Genomic DNA, 22,424 nt, shown 5'->3' on the forward strand with positions numbered 1-22,424 from the left:
TTATTATATATACACTATCTTGTATATAGACCTGCCAGCAGGATAAGAATTCAAGCATATGTATGATTCTATCCTGCAAACTTATACAGCCATTCATAAACAGCCGCTTATAAAGCGCCTTAAATTATCATTGACTGAAAAACTTGCCAGCTTTACAAAAAGTAAGCTGGACAGCTGTGCTGAAGGATTTAGCGCCTTCCTAACTTCTTTTCGGTTTCGAGAACCTTGAGGGTGATTTTCATAACAGAGTCAGGATTAAGGGAAATGGAATCTATCCCCTCCTTTACCAGAAACTCTGCAATCTCAGGAAAATCACTCGGAGCCTGCCCGCAGATTCCGCTGTGTCTTCCATTACGTTTAGCTCCCTGTACTGCCATTGACAGAATTTTCATAACTCCCGGATCCCGCTCATCAAATTCTGCAGCAAGCAATTCTGAGTCTCGGTCAACCCCCAGGGTCAGCTGGGTAAGGTCATTTGAACCTATGGAGAAACCGTCAAAGAATTTGCTGAACTCGTCGACAAGCAGGACGTTGTTTGGGATTTCACACATAACATATATCTGAAGTCCGTTTTCTCCGCGCCTGAGACCGTTTTTCTCCATCTCGGCAATAACTTTTTTCGCTTCCTCAACAGTCCGGCAGAAGGGGATCATAAGAATAAGATTTGTAAGCCCCATTTCACCCCTTACTTTTTTCATAGCCCTGCACTCAAGGGCGAATCCTTCCCTGTAGCGCTCATCAAAGTAGCGTGAAGCTCCCCTGAACCCTATCATAGGATTGCTTTCTTCCATTTCGAAATAGCTTCCTCCGACAAGGCTTGCATATTCGTTTGTTTTGAAATCACTCATCCTTACCACAACAGGCTTCGGGTAAAAAGCTGCAGCAATCATCCCCACGCCTCTGGCAAGCTGTTCCACAAAATAATCTTCTTTTTTCTCGTATCCCCTTGTCAGTTTTTCAATTTCTCCGATCTCTCGAGGGTCTTTAACCTTCTCAGGATGCACAAGTGCCATGGGGTGGACTTTGATATAGCTCGAGATGATGAACTCTAACCTTGCAAGCCCTATTCCATCGTTAGGAATCATAGAAAAGGCAAAGGCGCTTTCAGGGTTTCCAAGATTCATCATGATCTCGGTTCTGGGGCGTTCCATGGCTTTCAGGCTGACAGTATCTTTATGGAATGGGAGAATACCCGCGTATACAAGCCCGTCTTCACCTTCGGCACAGCTCACAGTAATTTCTCTGCCTGTTTTGAGGACTTCTGTAGCGTTTTCAGCCCCGACAACCGCAGGAATTCCGAGTTCCCGGCTGACAATTGCAGCGTGGCATGTCCGGCCTCCCTTGTTTGTGACGATCGCGGCTGCGGTTTTCATGACCGGCTCCCAGTCAGGGGTGGTGGTGTCCGCAATAAGGATCTCGCCAGGCCTGAATGAAGGCAGGTCAGATACGTCAGGGATTACATGAGCTTTTCCAGAAGCGATTTTATCGCCAACGCTCCTGCCCTTTGCAAGGACTTCAGACTTCTCTTCAAGTACATAAGTTTCAAGCACATCTTTTGCTCTCTGGGACTGGACGGTTTCGGGCCTTGCCTGCACTATAAAGAGTTCCCCTGTTATGCCGTCCTTTGCCCATTCGATATCCATGGGCCTGGATTCCCTGTACTTATTTGAATAATGGTCTTCAATATCGATTGCATATCCAGCAAGCTTGAGCACCTCTTCATCGTTAATACAGAAGCGCAGCCTGTCAGCTTCGGGAACCTCCACGTTCCGGGTGAGTACCTTGGAGTCGCCTCTTCCGTAGATCATCTTTATTTCTTTGCTTCCGAGCTTTTTCTGGATAATCGGCTTATACCCTTCACGGAAAGTGGGTTTGAACACATAGAACTCGTCAGGGTTGACCTGGCCCTGTACGATATTCTCTCCAAGCCCGTATGCCCCGGTAATGAAAACTACATCTCTGAAACCTGTTTCAGTGTCAAGAGTGAAGATTACTCCGCTTGATGCAAGGTCAGACCTGACCATTTTCATAATTCCTATGGAAAGGGCTACTTTGAAGTGGTCGAAATTATTGGTTACGCGGTAGGAAATGGCCCTGTCCGTAAAAAGAGATGCAAAACAGCGTATACAGGCATCTTTAAGTGCCGGATACCCGCGGATATTCAGGTAAGTTTCCTGCTGCCCGGCAAAAGAAGCAGTTGGAAGGTCTTCAGCAGTTGCCGAACTTCTTACTGCCACATCCGTATTTTCTCCATACTGCTCGCAGAGGCAGTCATAAGCTCCTTTTATCTCCTGCCACAGGTCATCGGGAAGGCCCGCATCGAGAATCAGGTCTCTTGCAGCTTTTCCCCTCTTTGCAAGGTCGGATACATCCGAAGTATCAAGCCCTTCCATTGTTTTTTTGAGCTTTTCCAGGATTCTTCCTTTATCAAGCATGTGCCAGTAAGCATCAGCAGTAACTGAAAAGCCGTTAGGGATTCTGACTCCTTTTGAAGTGAGTTCCCTGTACATCTCCCCTATGGAAGCGTTCTTCCCGCCTACCAGCGGGACGTCCTCGATAGTGGTCTCCTCAAACCAGCGGATGTATTTGTTTTTATCTCCAGGCATTTTCCCAAATCCCCTAATAACATTTGTCTTAACTAAGTAAGGACTGCATCACATTTAAAGTTTAGTGACGTTGTGAAGAAGTTGTTCAAAAACGCATATGTTTGGCTTCGGAACAGAACCTATCCAGAACCCTATATATACCCCAGTAGTAATTAGGTTCTTATAAATCAAATCATTTTTCCTGCGTGGTAAATTATGATTAAGTTTCTGAATAAAGTGAAAAAAGAAAAACTAAGGTATGGCTAAGGCCTGACCCATAAGAAATATTTTCTGGAGTTAAATAATCTGGTTTTTAGTTAAAACGCAAACTAAAAAAGGTTATCTCTTTCGGGAAGCTCAGTATTCAACCTTATCTTCGTATTCTTCCCACGCCCTGAAAGCTTCAAGGGCTTCTTCCCTCAGAAGCTGTTTGAATTCGATTTTTCTTTCCCTTAAAGGGCGTGAAATCTCCTCGTATATGAGGGAATCGTCAAAGCCTATATTCTCAGCATCAGACCTTGTACTGGCAAAGAAGACTTTGTTTATCCTTGCCCAGTAAATGGCCCCAAGGCACATAGGGCAGGGCTCACAGGAAACGTAGATCTCGCATCCGCTGAGATCAAAGGTATTCATCTTACGCGCAGCCTCTCTTATAGCACCGATTTCGGCATGAGCAGTAGGATCGTTAAGTAAGGTGACCTGATTGTAGCTTTCCGAAATTATTTCTCCATCTTTCGTAATTACGGCACCGAATGGACCTCCCCCTCTCTTCACACTTTTGAGGGAAAGTTCAATGGCGCGCTTTATAAACAGGAGGTCTTTTTCTGACATGGTTTCTTTTGTTTGTATCTTCATAGACATGATAAATATGATGACAGAATATGCCTTTTAACGGCAGTACATGCTTTTTGTGAGATAAATAAAATCCTTTGTTTGAAGAATAACTGAAAAAAGGCGCTTTACAGAACAAACCTTAAGTATAAAAAAAGATCAAATCATTATCAGGAGTGATAATGTTGACAACAAAAAGTTTCACCGCTGAAGAGGCAAAGACTGTTGGGGAAAAACTTGGAATCACCTGGGATAAATTCGATGTTGACCAGTTTCGCAGAGGAATGGATGTAGAGCTGGAACATGGAACCAGAGATCCCGCGACAAATGTAACAGATGACGACCCCATTATGACAGGAAAGATTGCTCTGGCTCATCTTAATGAGTTTCCAGATTATTATGACAGGCTGGAAGAAATGGAAGAGGAAGCCGAAGAATACTGGGAAAAATCCGAACACTGAGCTTTAAAAAACGTTGCTTTATTTTTTGTTACCCACAAATTATCCTGCCTGGTGAGCAAAGCGAATAAAAATACCGAAAAATTTGCAAACAGGTATAACTTTTTTGATTTATCCAGAAAAAAGTTTGCCGGTATGCCTGTAGAGTTCCAGACATACCGAAAATTGATATTTTTCAATTTATTCTCATTTTAGATACTTTTATATCTCATCTGGCTCAGGAACGTACCAGTCTCCGCTGTCACTTTCATCATCCTGGGTTTCATTTTCCTGATACTCTTCATTTTTCTGATCTTCCTCAGGCTCAGGAATATACCAGCCGGCATCTTCATCAGACTCATTATAGCTTTCATAAGTGTCTTCATATTTCTTAGATTCAGAGGAAGTGTTGTTTAACTGCTGATAAGCTTGAGTCATGTTTGTGCTGGTATTTAGAGTAATATTTCCCTCTCCACCATACCATCTTAAAGGCAGTGGATAATCAAGGTTACCTCTATAGGTTTCGGGAATAAAGATGCGTGTTCCTCTATTTTCCAGAGATTCTTCAAAGCCAGGGTCCACTGTATCAAGCCTTGCCTTGCATATCGAAGCTTCGTCGTACTCCTTTATGCGGTAGTGGGCAAAACGCTTGTTATAGAGGGCAGAGGGTGCATCGGGACTGATTGCAAGAGCACTGTCATAAGCGTTTATAGACTCATTAACGTCTCCCAGTATATTGTGCAGATATCCCTTATTGTACCATGCCGTTATACAGTCTGGCTTTAACTGCACTGTTTTATTGAAGCAATCAAGGGCAGCAATGTTGCTGCTAATTGCGAAATTCGCACATCCTTTGAAATACCAGGCGGCAGGATTATTTGGATCCTGTTCGAGGGCTTTATTATAGGTTGCAATTGCTTCCTGATATCTCTCCAGTTTGGCGTAAGCAAAACCCTTGTTATTAATCGCATCTACATTTGTTGGGTCCAGCTTAAGGATCCGATCATAGCAGGCGATTGCTGCTTCGAAATCTCCCATAGCTTCCAGGGCCTTACCCTGACGGTACATTATTTCTCTGTTCTCTGGAGTAATCTCGAGAATCTCTCCATAGGTAGAAGCAGCTTCCTTAAACCTTCCGAGTTCTTCAAGCAAAGAAGCTTTTTCAGCAAGTACCTGTGAGTTTGCAGGGTCAAGCTTAATAATCAGATCATAGTCTTGAAGCGCCGCTTCCTGTCTTCCAGATCTGGCAAGAGCAAAAGCCCGGCCTCCAAGAGCCTCTATATTTTCAGGCTCGAGTTCGAGAAGAGGATTGAAACAGGCAATTGCTTCATCATATCTGCCAAGGCTTACAAGGGCAAGAGATTTACCCTGAAGGGCTTCCGAATCACTGGAGTTGAAAGCAAGTAACTGATCATAGTAGGCAATTGCTTCTTCAGCCCTTCCAAGATCTATCGAGGTAGACGCCATACCATACCAGGCATTACTCGAATGCGGGTCAATATCCAGGGCCTTTTGATAACACTCCAGAGCCTCCTCGCTTCTTCCAAGTTTATCAAGGGCAGAGCCTTTCTCATACCATGCTTCGGTGTTTACAGGGTTAATCGCAAGGGCCATTTCGTAAGAATAAAGAGCATCGTTATACATCTCAAGTTTGCTGTATGTTGAAGCTTTGCCGTACCATGCTGCATCGTAACCAAAATCTGGACTGAGGTCGCTGAGGTTCCCTGAAAGGCTTGAGTCTTCTTCAGGATGTGCATAATTATTATTCAAAAGGTAAGACCAGAAGCCCCCTGAAATTGCCTTTTGAGGGATAATGCTGGAATTATTACTTCCAACCGATCCTGAAGTCGAGTTTCCTGACAACATTTCCATATCTTTATTCAATCTGAAACGAGCAATAGAATATCCGGAATTAATCTGGAGGGCCTGACTGTAAGAGTCTGAAGCCTCCTGATATCTACCGAGCTGGTCAAGGAGAAGACCCCTGTTATACCACATTTCGGCGCTATCAGGTGCCGAGGCAAGGACTTTTTCATAGCAAACGATTGAATCCTCGTATTCTCCTATCTTTGCCAGAGCAAAGGCTTTGCCATACCATGCAAGTGTGTAATTGCCATCAATATCCAGGGCTTTATCGTAACTTTTTGTAGCTTCTTTATATTTTCCAAGCTGTGAAGAATCATATCCTTTTCTATACCAGACTTTAGCATATCCGGAATCCAGTTTAAGGGCTTCATCGTAACAGTCAAGTGCTTCCGCAGACCTGTTAAGTCTATCAAGATCCAGTCCTTTCTGATACCAGATCACTGCATGTCCTGATTCGGTCTCAAGAACTTTGTCATAACACTCAAGGGCAGACTCGTAGTTTTCAAGCTTGTCAAAAGCCAGTCCTTTATCGTACCAGATTTTAACTGCAGGGGATTTAAACTCGGGGACTTCGGAGTAGCTGGGAAGCGCAGAGTCATAAGCATTAAGGCTTTCGAGAAGACTATCTCCAGCTTCTTCTAATTCAATTCCTGCATCAGGGTTAAGTGCCCTATCATAGCAGGCTATTGCAGCGTCATACTGCCCCATTGCATTAAGAACGGAGCCTTTGCTGTACCATGCTTCAGTGTTATCAGGACTGTAAACCAGTATTTCTTCATAGCACTGCAGAGCCTCTTCATTTCTGCCAAGGTGCTCGAGACAGAGGCCTTTCTTCTGCAGAGCATTAAAGTTTTCAGGCTCTGAAAGGAGGACAAAGTCATAGCAGGTCAGAGCATCCTGATACCTTTCCATCCTTTCAAGGTCTGCGCCTTTATTGTACCAGGCTTCCACAAGGTTAGAGTTTAGAGAAATAGCCTGATCGTAACATTTTATTGCAGCTTCATAATCTCCGGACATATCATACATTATTCCTTTCTGAGTCCAGGCATCAAAATCTTTAGGGGTAATATTAAGTGCTCTGTCAAAACAACTCATTGCTTTTTCGTAGTCCTCAAGCTTTGCATATGCTTTTCCCTGCATTTGCAAAGCTTTTGAAGAATTGGAACCAGCTTGAATTGAACTGTTGTAAGAGGCTAGAGCTTCCTGGTCAAGGTTTAGCTTCTCGGAGGCTAAAGCTTTCTGGAACCATACTCTGGAAAGATAGCTATCCGCAGCGAGACTTTTCTCGTAGCAGTTAATTGCCTCTATATAATTTAGTGTCTGGAGGTATTCGTTTCCTTTTTCGTACCAGCTTCCTGAAGAGACCGGGAAGGTGGCGATAGCCCTGTCATAGCAGCTGATTGATTCCTCATATCGTTCCAGAGCAGATAGAGCGCATCCTTTACCATACCATGCCATCGATGAATTAGAATCAATTTTAAGCGCGTCATCAAAGCATTTTATAGAAAGCTCATATTCTTTGTTAGAATAGAAATCATTACCTTTATTTAACATACTTTCTACAGAAGACGGTTGCTGCGTAAGTCCTTCAAGATAGGAAGAAGCAGGCTCCTCGTCTTCTACAGCGTTCTTCTGAGTATCAGCTGCCCCTGCCGCAGGTAAGATACCTGAGGCAAAAGATAAAGCAAAAGCCAAAAGACTGAAAGAGCAAACGATTATACAGATTTTTTTAATTGAGCTCATTAAATACCCCGATTTATTCTAATGAGTTCCTGCAGAAAATTTTCATAAGCAGTCTGTCAGTATGAATTAAGATCATTCGATATGTACTTTATTAAACTATGTAAATGAGAACATCCTGAGATAGAAGTAAGCATACAAATAAGTAACTATTCGAATTCTTTTTACTCTCCCCAGATAATTTGTCCAGTGTGAACTGAGTATCTTTCCGCATTTCCCAGTTTATATTTAATTTGAGGAGCTTCTCCAATATATAACTTATGTATTTTATTAATGAACTTGTGAAGTTTCTGTGAAAACCACTGGTTTTTACTTAGCAATTACTACTAAATCTCATGTAATTACTATATTTTTGAAGATGTTTGATTCACAAATAAATGTGAAATTCACAGGAAAATCTCGAATTTATAGCTTGTTTTCGCGATGTTACACATAATGGTTAGGTTTCACTGGTTAGATATCACTGGTTAGGTTTCAGTACATTACAGGGCTTTTATTTTAAAGGAGATTTTAATCTCATTCTTGCCCAAATCAATTATTATTGTTATTAAAACAGTAAAAACCTTTTCAGTACAAAACCTTCAAAATATGCATAAAGTATATACCTCAATATTTCCTATTGCAGAAGCATGCAAAGGGAAGACCTGGATTTTTTTAGGAAATGGTTTTTCGAGTACACAAGCCGATTCTTTTCTCCCGACTCTTTTGTTCAGGAAAATATCGAGTTGAAGATCGAACACACTGGCAGGGTCTGTGAAAATATTCTTTTAATTGCAAAGTCTGAGAACCTGAGCGAAAACGAGTGCATTCTTGCCGAAACAATAGCCCTATTTCATGACCTGGGTCGTTTTGAGCAGTTCACAAAATATAAAACGTATAGTGATTCGGAATCAGAGAATCATGCAGTTCTTAGTGTGAAAATTCTGAATAGGGAAAAAGTTCTTTCCTGTCTCTCAGAAGAGGAAGAAAACCTCATCCTGAAAGCTGTAGAATACCACAACCTGATGGAAATCCCAAAAAATATAGAAAAACAAAGTAAACTTAATTTTTACTCCAGATTGATAAGGGATGCAGATAAGATTGACATTTTGAGGCTTGCCTGTGAAGAATATGCCGCAGAAGGTAAAAGCCTGAATCCCGCTCTCGAATTATATCTTCCAGATACCCGGGGATATTCGGAACCCATAGTCTCAGAGATCCTGAATAATAGAATGGCAAAAATTGAGGATATGAAAAACAGAAACGATATAAAATTACTTCGTCTGAGCTGGGTTTTTGATATCAATTTCCCTGCAACTTTTTCCCTTATCAAAAAATACGGCTATCTCGAGGAAATTATGTCCGTGCTGCCTGATATAAAAGAAACGAGCCTTTTGAGAAGGCATTTAGAAAACTACTTAAATTTGATAGAAAATGGAGCCAGAGAAGACCGTAGTATCCTTAAATTATGAAAACAAAGCCTTAAGCAGGCAAATCCCAGATTAACTTTTATCGAAGAGGTTACTCGAGGTATCTTCTTCGATTCTCATTGCCCAGGCTGCGCCGGTAATCCGAACGTATCTGGTTTCTTGACTGTTTTTCAAGCATAAGCTCAAGCGAGTCCTTCTCATCTTCTTTCAGTATAGATTCTTTTTCTCCTTCTTTCGCATTTAGTGCAGCCCCGTTTTTGTCAGCTCTGAAGTCAACTGTCTTAAGTCCAGAAGGCTGGTCAATGAACACAACCTCAATTCCAGGAAGCTTGCTCAGTCTGGAACACAGGGATTCCATGCCTGGATTCTCAGTAGCATAGTGTGTTGCGTCAATCAGGCAGATGTCTTCGTGAGTTCTGAGAACGTCATGTTTGAGCTCTGATGAAATAAAGGCATCAACTCCGTTTTCCCTGGCAATTTCAAGAAATTCGCTCCGGAAGCCACTGCCTCCTACCACCATAACTTTATTTATTTCCTGTTTTTCCCCCACATACATGACAGGAGTCTGCAGGCAATCAGAAACATGAGCTGCCAGTTCAGCTGAGGAACAGGTTTCAATTTCCCCTATCCTGCCAATTTCTGGCGCCATTATATTTTTGAGTCCGATTCTGGCTGCAAGAACATCGTTAATTCCTCCCTCAGCTCTGTCGTAATTTGTGTGCATACTGTACAGGGATATCCCGTTTTCAAGGGCAGTCTTAAGAGAAGCAGCCAGAGGTTTTGAAATTATGTTTACTGGATGGAAGATCAGGGTATGATGGGTAATTAGCATGTCTGCTTCAATTTCTGCAGCTTTTTCAAGTACGTAAGAGTTTGCATCCAGAGCAACTGCAATTCTGTTTATCTCATCCTTAAGCTCGAGGATCAACCCGATCCTCCCTTTATCAAAATCGTCAGCAAGCTCAGGTGGAGCTATTTCTTCAAGGATCTGCACAATTTTTGTGATTTTCATGGAAAAGTCTCCAAGATTGGAAAATTAAAATTACTGGTTTTCTTCAAACAGAATTCAGGTTAAGCCTTTATGGCATTTAACTTTAAGGCATGAATTAATAGATTCGATGAGCTGAATCTGATTTGGGACATGTCGGCTTTTTATCCTTCTTCACAAGCCTCTAACAAATTCCAGAAAAATTAAACACAATTCTTTAGTAATTTTATTAATTTGTTAAGGTCATAAGCCTCGTTTTTACTTAATGCCAGATAAAAGACTCTCTTTTGAAAACCAGTTGTTTTCACAGGGATAGTATCAAAACATTAGCAAAAATTAAAATAGGATATATGAAGATATTTTATAGAGATTTGAATAAGATTCTTTCTAGAGAGAACATGAGAGAAAATTATAAAATCTCTATAGTTACGGGGATAAAAAAGAAATCACTTTGAAAAATAATGAAAATCGCATTTATACGAAAAATAAATCTGAAATATAAGTCTTATAATGATTCATTCATGCGGGGTATACTGGGGGCGGAGATACTACTGCGCATAAATATAATATGGCTGTAATCAAATTTCAGTTATAAAATTTTTCTCTACACATTAATAATATTTAATAAGCCGCAAAATTACAGAAGCGCAAAGTGTACATTTCCGGTGCCCGGATCCGAGAGATTCAGTATCAAAATCAAGGAAGGTAACCATGGCTAAAAAGATTGTACTGATTGGATTGCTTGCCGTCTGTATCATCTCTGTCCTTTCAATGACTGCTGCGGCAGAGGAAATAGAATGGGTAGAGAAACAGGATGGTGCAAAACTTTACTGGGGAGACACAATAACCGTAGAAGGCTATGAAATAAAAGCAGAAGACTTTAACGAAGATAAGATGGTCTTTGTCTCCATTTCTAAAGATGGCGAAAAATTGAAAACTTCTCCCCTTACAGCAGGGCTGGAATTCGATTATAATGAAGAGATAAAGGTTTATGCCCAAAATGTGGATCCAAATTACGAAATCATCACGAAAGACGGAAAAGAATTCAAGACCGGAAAATGGAATCCATATGCTCAACTGGATATTCTTGTAAGGGGAAAACCGAGTTTTGATATAGATGTCGAAACTGAAAAAGATACATACGATTCTAAAATTACAGGAGATAGAAGAATCGATGTAACAATAAATGTTAAAAACGATGATGAAGCAAAAGCTGAAAATGTTGTTCTGACTGTAGATACCGATGGACTGGAGGTACTCAGCGGAAAAACAAAGTACACATATTCAAATATTCTTAAAGAAGGAACTGTTACGCCTATAAACCTTACACTCAAAGCGTCCACTCCATGGGAAGATACTGATTACAATATAAGTGTAAAAACTACCTGTGAAGATATTAAGGGCAAGAAATACGAAAATATAGGTTACAAAGTTATAAAAATCGAAAAAAAATGGGATCTTGTTGTCTCAAAGAGCTTTATAAAAGAACGCCACATGGGGCAAACTGTACCTGTATCTGTCACTGTCAGGAATGCAGGGCTCTGTGACATAAATGATATCGTACTCAAAGATTCTATCATATCCAACATGCACCTCCAGAAAGATGCTACCTTTGAGAAGACACTTTCCCTGAAGGCTGGAGAAAAAGCTGAGGATGTTTTTGAGTATACCCTTGTTCCGGAAAAGCCAGGGGAATTTACTTTCCCACAAACTGTAGCTACTTTCACCCTTTCAAATGGGCAGGACGAAGAGGTGAAATCCGATAACTCGGAAAAGATAACGATTTATGGGCCTTATATTGAGCTTACAAAAACTCTTGACAAACAGCAGTTAAATCCCGGAGATAAACTGACTGTGACAGTCACTGCAAAAAACACCGGAAATGTTGATGCAAGTGTAACAGTAACCGATACCGTACCCTCTGAAGCTAAACTTATAAGTGGAGAAACGAGTTTCAAGCAGGTTCTTGCAAGCGGCGGCGGCTCGAAAACCATCACTTATATTATGCAGATGAATAAAGAAGGAGAAATCGAAATACCTGCCTGTAAAGCAAGCTTCCTTGATCTCGATAAATATTCCGGAGAAGTTTCTTCAGAAACCCATAAGGTTAATGTAGGGACAATTACTCTTGAAGGAAGCAGTTCACAACCAGAAGGGTCAACCGATTCCAACCAGGAGAAAAATGAATCTTCTGGTCAGAGCACAGGTGGCACCGAAGAAGACTATGGAGATACTCCCGGTTTTGGCTTTTTCCTGGCTACAGCAGGAATCCTGATGGGAGCCGGGCTTATGAGGAAGAGAAGCTTCTGAAAAACCAGATAACTATTACTCAGGATTCTTCGGGGCTTTCCGGAGAATTCACTTTTTCTATCTAATTTCTGTACTTCCCGGTGTACCGGATTATCCGTATTCTTTTTTAAATAGAGAAGAGAAATGACATATTCTATTTTTGTTATTTGGAAATAATATCAGCTGATTAATAAGGAACTACAATAAATTAGAGCAATATATTGATAACTGGCAATCTGAAAAAGGAACCAAATCATGAAAGGACCTGAGAACCGGCTTAAAGCAAAAACCCTGATCCTGACTCATGGAGACTCTGACGGGATATGTTCGGGAGCCCTTGCAAAAAGCGCTTTCCCTGATTCATATGTGTACTTTACAAGCCCTGTCAGCCTTCTTGACAAATTAGACCTTATAGAAGACGTTGAGACTCTCATTATCTGCGATATTGCTATTGATGAAAGGTACTGCTCTGAACTTCGTTCCGCGCTTGAAGGACTTGCGAAGGACTGCAGTCTCTATTATATAGACCATCACCCCCTTCCGGAAAACTGCAAAAAAGAGGAATGGTTCTACCATGATACCGGAGTATGCTCATCAGAGCTGACTTACAGGGTCTTTGAAGATTTTCTGAGTGAAGAAATGCGAAGAGTTGCGATATACGGTGCCATAGGTGATTTCTGCGATAATACTCCCTGTGTGAAGGATTGGGTAAGAGACTGGGACAAAAGAAGTCTCTATTTCCAGGCTGGAACCCTGATTCAGGCAATAATCCATAAGGGAAAAGAATATGAATTTAAAAGAACTTTGCTTGAACCCCTCTCAAAGAATGTAATTCCTTCAAATATTCCCGATTTACTCGAACTTGCCAGGGAAGCTGCAATCAATGAAGAGAATATCCGCCGTTTTGTAAAAGAACATGTGGAAATCCTGAGAAACAGCGCGTATGTTGTAAATATGAATAATTCCATTTCAAAAGCAGCCATTTATGCGGCTTCTTACGGCCAGAAGGACGTGGGAATTGCAGCCGAGTATCGGGAGAAAAAAGGAGTGTATGATCTCAGCATACGTTCCCGTGGAGATGTAGACCTGAATCGAATCCTCCGCTCGGTTGCTCCTAAATTTGGAGGAAGCGGCGGCGGGCATCCTGTTGCGGCAGGAGCTCGTATCCCTGAAGATTCGCTGGAGAGTTTTCTCCGGGCTTTCGATAAAAAGATCGGAGAAGCAAGCGAGGTAACAACAAAATGAAAACCAGCAAGACTGCAGCTGAAAGCGGTATAAATCTTGAGATTATCTTTGTAGGACGTTCAAACGTAGGCAAATCCTCCCTCCTGAAAGAGCTTTTCGGGGCAAAAGTAAGGGTAGGAAAACGTCCCGGAGTCACACTGCGCCCCACGCACGCTCAGGTTTCGGATCTGCTCATTACCGATATGCCAGGATTTGGTTTCATGAGCGGGGTGAAGGAAAGAAAGCAGGACATAGTAAAAGATAAAACCGTACACTATATCGAAGAGAATGCCGAAAGGATCAAAATCGCTGTCCTTGTAATAGACGGGCCCGCATTTCCTGAAATCGTTGACCGGTGGGACTCAAGGGATCAGATACCAATTGACGTTGAGATGTTTGATTTCCTGAGAGAAATAGGGATCGACACTATCGTTGCTGCAAACAAGATGGATAAAGTAAAAGAAAGCGAATATGATTATCTCCTTGACGAGATCTCTGTCCGCCTGGGGCTTGAGCCTCCCTGGCAGAACTGGAAGCATCTGATTGCTCCAATCAGCGCCAAAAAAGGAGATTTGAAAACCTTACAAGGGCTTCTCCGGAATAGGCTGCACGAAATGAAAAGGGACGACCTGTTCAAGTATATTTGATTTTTATCCTGGGCTCGGGCTTGAAAATCTGTTTCTGGTTTATCTTCAATTCTTTTTTCCCAGGGATATGTGAATTTAGAAAATATAAGAATTTACAGCCTTTTCAGCTGCTGGCTGTATACTCTACTTATACGCTGGAGTGTGTCGGCTTCTTCCGGATCTTTATCGTCCCTGATGCGGATGAAGCGGGGGAAACGAAGTGCAAAACCTGAATCGTAGTTGGGACTTTTCTGGATTTCCTCAAAAGCGATTTCAATGACAACTTTTGGCCTTATAGCAAAGACACCTCCGGCTTCTCCTCCTTCCATCAGCCCAGAGAGTATTTCCGTAAGCTCCTTTAACTGATCGTCCGTGAGTCCTGTGCCGACCTTGCCAACCTGCAGGAAGCGGAGAGTCTCAGGGTCGTAGCAGGCGACAGTGTAAGAGCCTAGCAGGTTTGCCCTTCGCCCGAAGCCCCATTCCGCCCCCACAATTACAAGGTCAAGGGTGTCCATAAGGGGTTTTTTCTTGAGCCAGTTTTTGCCGCGCTTGCCGGGAGAATAAACCGAATTCGGGTTTTTGACCATAACTCCTTCATGTCCTGCTTTTAAGGCTTCCCTGTAGATTTTTTCCACAAGCTCAAGGTCTCCGGTTATTACCTGCTCATCCACGCAGATAGATTTTGAATTCTCTACAGAATTCTCCACACAGGACTCAAGCGCTTTTCTCCTCTCAATAAGGGGGAGGTCTATCAGAGTTTTTCCGTTCAGGTACATTATGTCAAAAAGGTTGAGCTGGATAGGAATTCCAGCTGCTTTTTCCTTAACATCGTACTTGCGCCTGAAACGCTTGAGAATCTCCTGAAAAGCCCTGGGTTTTCCGTCCTCATCCACAGCTACGGCTTCTCCATCAAGGATTGCAGACTCAGCTTTTACATGTTTCCTGACTATTTCAACAAGGTCAGGGAGAGAACTGGTAACGCTTTCAAGCTTTCGTGAAAAAAGAGTAACTGAATCTCCATCCTTGTGTATCTGGACTCGCGCCCCATCGAATTTCCACTCAATTGCAGCTTCCTTCATCTCTCTGATGTCTGCATCGATATCTGGGCTGATCTGCGAAAGCATCATCTTGATCGGGCGGTTAATTTCAATCCCTAGACTCTCGAGGGCTCCTGTTCCTCCTTTTTTGGCAGCAGCAGCCACTATCCCGAGATCGTTTGTGACCATGAAGGAATGTTCCACAATCTCTGCAGGGACCGAGAAAGCTTTTGCAATAGCGTCCCTGACAATTCCTTCCCCTACACCTATCCGGAGTTCTTCAAGAGCAAGCCTGGAGATATATTTTGCTTCCCTGGGGGTTGAAGAAGTAAATAAAAACTGGAGGTTTTTGACCTTTATATCCTGTGAACCTTTTCCGGAAGCTTCTGATGCAGTCTTGAAGCGGTTATACACTTCTGTAATTGAGAGCTCAGGCTGTTCTTCAAGGAAAGAAGAGAATGTTACCTGATTTTTTCTTCTTTCTTTCAGGATAAGGAGTGCTGTATCCCCAATATCTCCGGTCGTTCTAACAAGAGATTCTATACTGTGTATGGACATGCCCGAGGCTTTGGAGAGAGAAACATAAAGAAGGCTTGTACCAATCCCAAGTTGCTCTCCACTCCAGGCAGGAAAAACCTCACTCATAATAAAATGAGTGGCAATAGGCAACTCTTCAATGTCAACCTTTTTGAGAAGGTCCGCAACCTTATTTGTGATTTCTATAGTGCTCGATGTTTTTTCAATTGCCTGGCATGTTTCTGCAAATTCCCTGAAACTTGTCATGGTTCACACAGCCTTTTTTATTTTGTTTTTCGGCTTCTGATCTATGACGGTAGATGTCTCCAGAAGTTACCGATTTCCGTAAATTGCAATCAGGTCGCTGAGAATCGCACTTGCTGTTTCGATAGGGCCTGCGCCTTTACCAGTAACCGTAATCTCTCCCGCAAGTTCGGTGTCTATAGACGCCACATTAAGAGTGCCTCTTACGTCAAGCGGGTGATTGATAGGCACAAGCCTTGGAGCAACATGGATTTTTTCCCTGCTGACCTCTCCTATGAGCTTGATCACATGCCCTCTTTCATAAGCCATTTCCAGGGCTTCAGGAGTAATTTTGGTGATTCCTGTAACCTCAACATCCTTATATGTTACATCAAGCCCGAAGATTGCGTTGGCAAGAATTACAAGCTTGCAGGCAGTATCAATTCCGTCCACATCATATGTTGGGTCGGTTTCAGCTATTCCCAGTTCCATGGATTCAGCAAGAATGTCTTTGTAGCTTGCTCTTTCTTCAAGCATCCTGGTAAGAATATAGTTGCATGTCCCGTTCAGAATCCCTTTGATGCTTTTAAGCCTGTTTCCTGCAAGAACTTCATTTGCCAGGTTAATAATTGGCATGGAGCCGCCTACAGTAGCTTCGAACCTGAATTTTGATCCGGCAGCTTTTGCAGCTTCCGTCAGTTCTTTATACTTCAGGGTAAGGGGGCCTTTATTGGAGGTGATGACATCTTTACCTGTTTCGAAGGCTGCAAGCATATTCTGAAGTCCCGCTCCTCCGGTAACAATATTTGTAGGGGTGGTCTCTATTACGAGCTCGTGGTCTACGGATTTTATAACCTCAACGCCTGTAAGTTTTTCTATCGCAACCGTGCCTTTTGTTCTTTTACGGGCAATACAGTCGGCAAGGTCCACGCCTGCGGGATTGACAGTAGCCCCTCTGGAGTCAACAACAGCAACTACCAGAATTTCCAGCCCTATACTTTCCAGATACTCTTTTTTCATGAGGAGTACTTCGGCTACACCCTGTCCTATTGCACCAAATCCTAAAATAGAGCAGCGCACTGTTTTCATGTTTTCAACTCTCCTTGTTTTTTCAGGCCTGGATGTCTATTGGAAGCACCATCAGCAAATCTTTTTTTGCCGAGACTTTTTTCAGGATATCAAGCGCTCTTTTCAGATCTTCTTTGCCCACAGCGTCGATTCTGATAAGGGCTGAGGAAAGCAGGTTAATGCCTGGCATGGACAATGAGAGGTCCACAACCTCTGCAAACCCTGTCTTGTCAATCTCATCAATTGTATCCTGGATCCCTGTATGGACCACGTGCCCTATAAGAACTACATTTATGCTTTCTCTGAAACGGTGTTCTCCAACCCTTACAACTCTTATCCCGCTTTCCTCAAGCTTTGCCTTTATTGCTCCTATGCTTTCAGGTTTTGTCTCAAGTACAAGCTGTACAGGTACTGTCTTTCTGGGGGTTCTTTTCTGATGGTGATGTAAAACCGTAATCAGGTTAGCCTTGAATTCCGAAAGAGGCTGGAGGGCTAAAAGCATCTGCCCGGGCACATCTTTTAACTCAATGTCCATGGAAACTCGCATAGTGTCCCTCATGCAATTTATAATTCCAAATGCGTCAAATAATGACGTATTAATTTTAATAAACGTGCAATATATAGTCAGTAATTAATCCGGTCAATAGGTAAAAGTTAATCCCGGTATACAAAGCAAGATAGGCACTGGAAATATCACTATGCCAGATCTTTCAAATTTTTGTTAACCTTTCCTGCTGCTTAGTAGATGAATTCAGTTATATAGTTTGCTATTTATGGTTTTTCAAAAGGGTTATAGTAATAATTTGTAGCTGGTAATAGTTTGTATCAAATATCACAATTCTCTTCTAATTCTCTTCTAATTCTCTTCTAATTCTCTTCTAATTCTCTTCTTTACTCTTTTCTTTCCTGAGGTCCTGCCAGCCTGAGAACTTCTCCATCAGGGATTCGTATAATGTTTCCTCTGCCCCTTTTAAACTTTTCAATCAATCCGCGTTCTTCCAGATCCGAAAGCATAAGGCTGACTTTGGACTCAGAATAGGGAGACTTTTTCCGAAGTTCTCTCTGAGTAATTCGATTCCCATTAGCTCGGATCAGATCCATGATTTCTTTCAAATCATCAGGGAGACCTGATTCAGGGCTTTCGGAAACTTCGGAACTCAACAGAGCAGATTCCTCATCAGACAGAAAACCAGCGGATACTTTTGAGTCATCCGGCAACTTAATTTCTTGCTGCCCGGGCGTTTCTGTCTCATACATCTCTTCTCCTGCAATATGAGATGCTTCAGGCTCGAAATTTGTCATAGAGCCTCCTTCGATTGAACCCGCTTCAAAGGTTTCTGTATATCCCGATATTTTTGTCTTTATTGTGGAATTTTCAGGGTATGAGATATCTGGTTCTGATGAATTTGGTTTTGGTGAATTAAGATTTTGAGTTTCTCCTGGAGAGCCTTCGGACTTTTCAGAAGGGTTTCTTTTTTCTTTTCTTATGAAATAACCAGCCAGAAGCAGGATACAAAGTGCAAGTAAGGCAAAAATCAAAACTGTATTCTGTGAGTTTGCCTCAGATTGAGTATCTCCCTTTTGCGAGTCTGCCTGTAATTGAGTATCTTCATCCTCAAAATCCAGGTCAACATTTTCGAAGCCCTCATCGTCAATAAGATCTTCCGGATAAGTAGGGAAAAGAAGAAGGTCATGAATGTACTCCCCGTCATCGGAAATTGTAACATCTTCTTCAGTTTCATAAACTACGATATCCCCTTCAAAATAACTGGCGTTTATCCTGTAGGTGCCCGGAGTAAGGTTAAAGGAATACTCGGCATTCGTTGCAACAAGAGACTGCTCTGGAGTAGAGTTTATTTCAACTATTGAGTTTTCCAGAGGTTTAAAGCTGTACCACTCGTACACGGTCCCGTGAATCGTCGCCGCAAGTGCGTTTCCCTGAAGACACATCAGGAATATAAATACACAGGCGATCTTGCAGAGCTTTTTAAAATTCACGAAGCTTTAAATGGTTTTTTAGCATAAATCTTTTACTTTCCTTATCGGAAGTTGAAACACACTGAAGGCAGGTTAAAGTTTTATCAAGAAAACAAAGATCTTATCAAGCTTGGAAGTTTTTTATTTTACCGTTACTCAGTTTCATTCCGAAAAGTATACTTATATTTCCTTATTCTATTATGACGGTATTAATTACCTGCCAAAGGAGGCAGTCAGATGAAAAAATTAGTTATTGTTCGATATCTGGCTTGTATCACATTCATATTAGTTTTATTCAGCATACTGCCTGGAGAAGTATTTGCTTCCAGGTCTTTATCGGATAACGGAAACCAGTATGCAAACAAAAACATTACTGATGCCGAAATTTATGAAAAAGACAGTTCCGAAAACACTAATGGTACTGAAAGTTCTGGTTCTGAGAATGAAAAGGAAGAAAACAGAACCCGAATGGAAGAAAACAGAACCCTAATACAGGATAAGGATAAATATACTGCGTATAAACTGGAAAGAAAACAAATACGAGAAGAACTTCAGTTGCAGAAAAATGAATATAGGGAAGCAAAAGAGGATTTCATTCAGGTAAGAAATCAAATTCAGGCAGGAAAACTTAATCCAGGTTCTGAAGAAGCCGTGGATGCCACAAAACTCTACCTTAATTCCAGTATCAGTTATATGATAGCCCACCTGAGAAATGTAGAAACCAATATGCAATACTCAAATGGCAATGGAACTGAAGAAAAAATCGCTGCCATAAACGAAAGCATTAAACTGCTTGAGGCTGAACAGGCAGAAGTTGCAAATGCCTCCAATCAGCAAGAACTTATCGTTTCGGTCAGGGCTGTGCGTGGAATATGGACTAATGCACAAAAAACCAGCCTGACAGGTGCAGGACAAATTGTCAGTCAGAGAATAGGCGAATTCCTTGACAAGTCAGAAAACCTCTCAGAAGAACTCGATGTTGAAATCCAGAGACTGAATGAAACAGGCGTTGATACGGCTGACCTTCAAACAAGGCTTTCCAGTTATAATCTGTATATAAAAGCTGCTCAGGAGAAAAAAGCAGCTGCAGATTCTATTTATGAAGATGACCATGCTACCCCTGAAGATCTTGAAGTAGCAAACAATTACCTGCGTGAATCTCTGAATAATGTAAACAAGGCAAACCAGATACTCAAAGTAATTTTCGATGAACTGAAAGAATATGGTTTTAAAGAGGTTAGTAAAGGTGGTGCTGAAAATAACATAATAACCAAAATTAATAATACTACAAATGCAAATTAATATCTGATTTGAGTAAACTAATTATTTGTCTGTAAAACGGTACTCCTGTGAACAAGATGAATATCTATCCAGAAGGAGAACTTAACAATATCCCCCACGAGAAAAGACGGAATATTTCTCAGAGGACAGATTTATGATTAAGGAGACAGGAAATGGCTAAACTTGCTCATCTGCTTGTACTATCAGCTTTAATTGTCTGGCTTGCAGGGTCCGGTTGTGTTGGAAATAATACCTCTGATATAAAGGAGGCAGGAATTGCCCATAACGTTGCCGAAGCAGAATATGGAATCTCTGATAATTCTGAAGTGGGACTTACTCCGGCAGAGGTTCAGGAACTTGATGGTGACATGGCAGATCTGGAAAACCTGCTGAACAGTTCAAGCGCTGAAGAAGAAATAGTACTTGAAGATCTTCAGGAGTGAACCGGAAAGGTGAAAATAACTGAAAGATGAGATGAGAAGCAATAGAGAGATAAAAACAATTCTAAGCTGAAAAATATCATTTCTTATTCTTGTCTTCTCAAAAATCCGTTTCAAGAATTAATATTGTTGATCCGGTCTTTTCGATTCAGTTTTGCTCTTCTAATTCCTTTACTCTGTTTGTTAGTTTCATCCTTTGAGAATTTCTACTTAATCCTATATTATTTCGCGCAATCTATTCTGCTTTCACCTTCTTCAGACGTTTTTTCCATTCTTATTAATTTTTCCTGCTATCGTTTTTTCTGAATAATCTTCCTGATTACTCAACATGTATTTTTGAAATATCCCACAATTTTCGGCCTTTTGCTTTTATTGAAAACTTTCAGCACCAATTTCTCGAAGTTTCAGTTGAGATAATGACTGCAGATTTTTGAATTAATCTAAAAACATCACAGGTAAAATGTTATTTTTTGAAGACATCTGCAGAAGGTTAGACCCATATATTACATTCTTTGGTTTTATTTCACCAATCAGGATAATAATTAATGGATCTTCCTATACACACCATACTTTCATAAATAATATATCCAAATGCTAAGATTTAATAATAAATGTCTTTAATTGTAGATAGTCTGGCTAAAAATAAGCTAACATAATATCCTCGCCATAGGGGTTAGTTACTCAAAACCACGAACAGAGAGCAAGCTTTCAAAGAGGTGTTTCTCATACAAAGATAAAGAAGGCAAATTTGCCGATTTTTTATATATAAATCTTATAAACATTAACAAATATCTATGTATGACTTCCATAAATCAGACTACTCATAAATGAGTAATATATTTAAAACATTAAATTTAATATAATGGAATGTGTTTAAGATTTAAAGAGATAGAGATTTAATTTTGTATTACTCAACCAAGAGTTTCGAGCACAAAAGTGTTGTGAAATTTTCTATGAATAAGATTAAAGCCTGTTTCGTTTCTGGATTTATATATTTGAACCTGTATATTAACTGAAAATTCAGCAGTATGAGACTTCAAACTGTATGAATATGTGGTGAGGGGATTTCTATTTCTATAAAGTCAAAAAAAGATTACAACCTATACCTTGAAGCAGACAGATTAGCTTTAGGAAAGGATTATAAAAAACCTAAGCTAATAGGCGATGATGTATGGAAATTTCAGAGGTTATTAAGAAAGGCTGAATATTATAATAATTGCAAAAAATCTTTGATTCACAGGCTATATTTGAACTTTATATTATTTAGATTGCACAGAATGGGCATCCATCTTGGATTCAGTATTCCTTTAAATGTTTTTGGTCCAGGGTTAAGCATAGCTCATAGAGGGACAATTATTGTAAATAAAGGCGCAAGAGTTGGGGAGAACTGCAGAATACATGCCTGCACCAACATCGGGTCCGGAAGGGGTAGCATTCATCTGGCGCCAAAAATAGGAAATGGCGTATATATAGGGCCGGGTGCCAAAATTTTCGGAAATGTGGAAATTGCTGACGATATAGCAATCGGGGCAAATTCTGTAGTAAACAAGTCCTTCTATGAAAAGGGGATTTCAATTGCAGGTGTTCCTGCTAAAAAAATAAATAATAAAGGATCAAATGGAATGCTAATTAAAGCAACAAAAATATTTTCAGTTTCTATTCCGCATGAAACTGTTGAACGCGCCAATGTAACTGAATAAGTCACTTAATACCTGTTCAAACTGAGGAAAGCAGCCTCAATATGTTTTTAGAGGCTTTTCTTTTGATTTTTTTTCATTTTTTTCAGGAAATATTTCTTATTTTTATGCAGATTTCATCTTTTTAACTGCTGCATAATTTATTCATTTTAACAAAAGTTTTATCCATT

Annotated in this window: 15 protein-coding genes and 1 pseudogene; 8 read left to right on the top strand and 8 right to left on the bottom strand. The window is 40.9% G+C overall.

All coding sequences use genetic code 11. The features are described from left to right. Positions 1–188: 188 nt before the first annotated feature. Both ppsA and PLL47_RS07330 read right to left on the bottom strand, forming a co-directional pair. Positions 189–2,606: a phosphoenolpyruvate synthase gene (gene ppsA / locus PLL47_RS07325; RefSeq protein WP_324445536.1), complete on the bottom strand. Its 2,418-nt coding sequence runs from the start codon at positions 2,604–2,606 to the stop codon at positions 189–191. A 336-nt stretch (positions 2,607–2,942) separates the two neighbouring features. Further along, on the bottom strand, positions 2,943–3,440 hold the full coding sequence (locus PLL47_RS07330) for a nucleoside deaminase (protein WP_324445537.1): 498 nt from the start codon (positions 3,438–3,440) through the stop codon (positions 2,943–2,945). A gap of 158 nt (positions 3,441–3,598) precedes the next feature. Here PLL47_RS07330 and PLL47_RS07335 point away from each other — a divergent pair, with 158 nt between their 5' ends. Beyond that, positions 3,599–3,877, top strand: coding sequence for a DUF5661 family protein (locus tag PLL47_RS07335; RefSeq protein ID WP_324445538.1), 279 nt, complete (start codon positions 3,599–3,601; stop codon positions 3,875–3,877). 198 nt (positions 3,878–4,075) lie between these two features. On the opposite strand, the gene PLL47_RS07340 is transcribed toward PLL47_RS07335, so the two are convergent. Continuing rightward, positions 4,076–7,414, bottom strand: coding sequence for a tetratricopeptide repeat protein (locus PLL47_RS07340; RefSeq protein ID WP_324445539.1), 3,339 nt, complete (start codon positions 7,412–7,414; stop codon positions 4,076–4,078). Positions 7,415–8,088: 674 nt separating this feature from the next. On the opposite strand from PLL47_RS07340, the gene PLL47_RS07345 reads away from it, so the two are divergent. Next, positions 8,089–8,910 (top strand): HD domain-containing protein, encoded by an 822-nt coding sequence (locus PLL47_RS07345; RefSeq protein WP_324445540.1) that lies wholly within the window; start codon positions 8,089–8,091, stop codon positions 8,908–8,910. A gap of 49 nt (positions 8,911–8,959) precedes the next feature. Here PLL47_RS07345 and PLL47_RS07350 read toward each other — a convergent pair whose 3' ends face one another. Next, on the bottom strand, positions 8,960–9,880 hold the full coding sequence (locus tag PLL47_RS07350) for a Nif3-like dinuclear metal center hexameric protein (RefSeq protein ID WP_324445541.1): 921 nt from the start codon (positions 9,878–9,880) through the stop codon (positions 8,960–8,962). A gap of 687 nt (positions 9,881–10,567) precedes the next feature. On the opposite strand from PLL47_RS07350, the gene PLL47_RS07355 reads away from it, so the two are divergent. The 3 genes from PLL47_RS07355 to engB all read left to right on the top strand — a co-directional run bounded on the left by PLL47_RS07355 (position 10,568) and on the right by engB (position 14,016). Next, a complete protein-coding gene (locus tag PLL47_RS07355; RefSeq protein WP_324445542.1) occupies positions 10,568–12,166 on the top strand; it encodes a BatD family protein in 1,599 nt (532 codons plus the stop codon). A 234-nt stretch (positions 12,167–12,400) separates the two neighbouring features. Further along, positions 12,401–13,390: a DHHA1 domain-containing protein gene (locus tag PLL47_RS07360; protein ID WP_324445543.1), complete on the top strand. Its 990-nt coding sequence runs from the start codon at positions 12,401–12,403 to the stop codon at positions 13,388–13,390. Next, entirely contained in the window at positions 13,387–14,016 is a 630-nt protein-coding gene (gene engB, locus PLL47_RS07365; RefSeq protein ID WP_324445544.1) for a GTP-binding protein EngB, read from the top strand. The genes PLL47_RS07360 and engB overlap by 4 nt, the downstream gene beginning before the upstream one ends. Before the next feature lie 92 nt (positions 14,017–14,108). On the opposite strand, the gene PLL47_RS07370 is transcribed toward engB, so the two are convergent. The 4 genes and pseudogenes from PLL47_RS07370 to PLL47_RS07385 all read right to left on the bottom strand — a co-directional run bounded on the left by PLL47_RS07370 (position 14,109) and on the right by PLL47_RS07385 (position 18,857). Beyond that, entirely contained in the window at positions 14,109–15,815 is a 1,707-nt protein-coding gene (locus tag PLL47_RS07370; protein WP_324445545.1) for an ATP-dependent DNA ligase, read from the bottom strand. 66 nt (positions 15,816–15,881) lie between these two features. After that, positions 15,882–16,883 (bottom strand): annotated as a pseudogene (locus PLL47_RS07375) (homoserine dehydrogenase); the annotation flags it as partial. A gap of 19 nt (positions 16,884–16,902) precedes the next feature. Continuing rightward, the gene (locus tag PLL47_RS07380) at positions 16,903–17,406 is read right to left on the bottom strand and encodes an amino acid-binding protein (protein ID WP_324445546.1); all 504 of its coding nucleotides are present in this window, start codon (positions 17,404–17,406) and stop codon (positions 16,903–16,905) included. Between the two features lie 344 nt (positions 17,407–17,750). Continuing rightward, entirely contained in the window at positions 17,751–18,857 is a 1,107-nt protein-coding gene (locus PLL47_RS07385) for a helix-turn-helix transcriptional regulator (protein WP_324445547.1), read from the bottom strand. Positions 18,858–19,073: 216 nt separating this feature from the next. On the opposite strand from PLL47_RS07385, the gene PLL47_RS07390 reads away from it, so the two are divergent. The 3 genes from PLL47_RS07390 (at position 19,074) to PLL47_RS07400 (ending at position 22,257) form a co-directional block, all read left to right on the top strand. Then, on the top strand, positions 19,074–20,138 hold the full coding sequence (locus tag PLL47_RS07390; protein ID WP_324445548.1) for a chromosome segregation ATPase: 1,065 nt from the start codon (positions 19,074–19,076) through the stop codon (positions 20,136–20,138). 152 nt (positions 20,139–20,290) lie between these two features. Beyond that, positions 20,291–20,560 (top strand): hypothetical protein, encoded by a 270-nt coding sequence (locus PLL47_RS07395; RefSeq protein WP_324445549.1) that lies wholly within the window; start codon positions 20,291–20,293, stop codon positions 20,558–20,560. Positions 20,561–21,786: 1,226 nt separating this feature from the next. Next, complete coding sequence (locus PLL47_RS07400) at positions 21,787–22,257, top strand: serine O-acetyltransferase (protein WP_324445550.1); 471 nt, start codon at positions 21,787–21,789, stop codon at positions 22,255–22,257. Positions 22,258–22,424 lie beyond the last annotated feature (167 nt).

The organism is Methanosarcina sp. (assembly GCF_035390745.1).
GTDB lineage: Archaea > Halobacteriota > Methanosarcinia > Methanosarcinales > Methanosarcinaceae > Methanosarcina.

Bases quoted from the DNA above. Each gene is read 5' to 3' on its own strand.
- ppsA (WP_324445536.1), bottom strand. From the start codon at position 2,606: ATGCCTGGAGATAAAAACAAATACATCCGCTGGTTTGAGGAGACCACT.
- PLL47_RS07330 (WP_324445537.1), bottom strand. From the start codon at position 3,440: ATGAAGATACAAACAAAAGAAACCATGTCAGAAAAAGACCTCCTGTTT.
- PLL47_RS07335 (WP_324445538.1), top strand. From the start codon at position 3,599: ATGTTGACAACAAAAAGTTTCACCGCTGAAGAGGCAAAGACTGTTGGG.
- PLL47_RS07345 (WP_324445540.1), top strand. From the start codon at position 8,089: ATGCAAAGGGAAGACCTGGATTTTTTTAGGAAATGGTTTTTCGAGTAC.
- PLL47_RS07350 (WP_324445541.1), bottom strand. From the start codon at position 9,880: ATGAAAATCACAAAAATTGTGCAGATCCTTGAAGAAATAGCTCCACCT.
- PLL47_RS07355 (WP_324445542.1), top strand. From the start codon at position 10,568: ATGGCTAAAAAGATTGTACTGATTGGATTGCTTGCCGTCTGTATCATC.
- PLL47_RS07360 (WP_324445543.1), top strand. From the start codon at position 12,401: ATGAAAGGACCTGAGAACCGGCTTAAAGCAAAAACCCTGATCCTGACT.
- engB (WP_324445544.1), top strand. From the start codon at position 13,387: ATGAAAACCAGCAAGACTGCAGCTGAAAGCGGTATAAATCTTGAGATT.
- PLL47_RS07370 (WP_324445545.1), bottom strand. From the start codon at position 15,815: ATGACAAGTTTCAGGGAATTTGCAGAAACATGCCAGGCAATTGAAAAA.
- PLL47_RS07380 (WP_324445546.1), bottom strand. From the start codon at position 17,406: ATGCGAGTTTCCATGGACATTGAGTTAAAAGATGTGCCCGGGCAGATG.
- PLL47_RS07390 (WP_324445548.1), top strand. From the start codon at position 19,074: ATGAAAAAATTAGTTATTGTTCGATATCTGGCTTGTATCACATTCATA.
- PLL47_RS07395 (WP_324445549.1), top strand. From the start codon at position 20,291: ATGGCTAAACTTGCTCATCTGCTTGTACTATCAGCTTTAATTGTCTGG.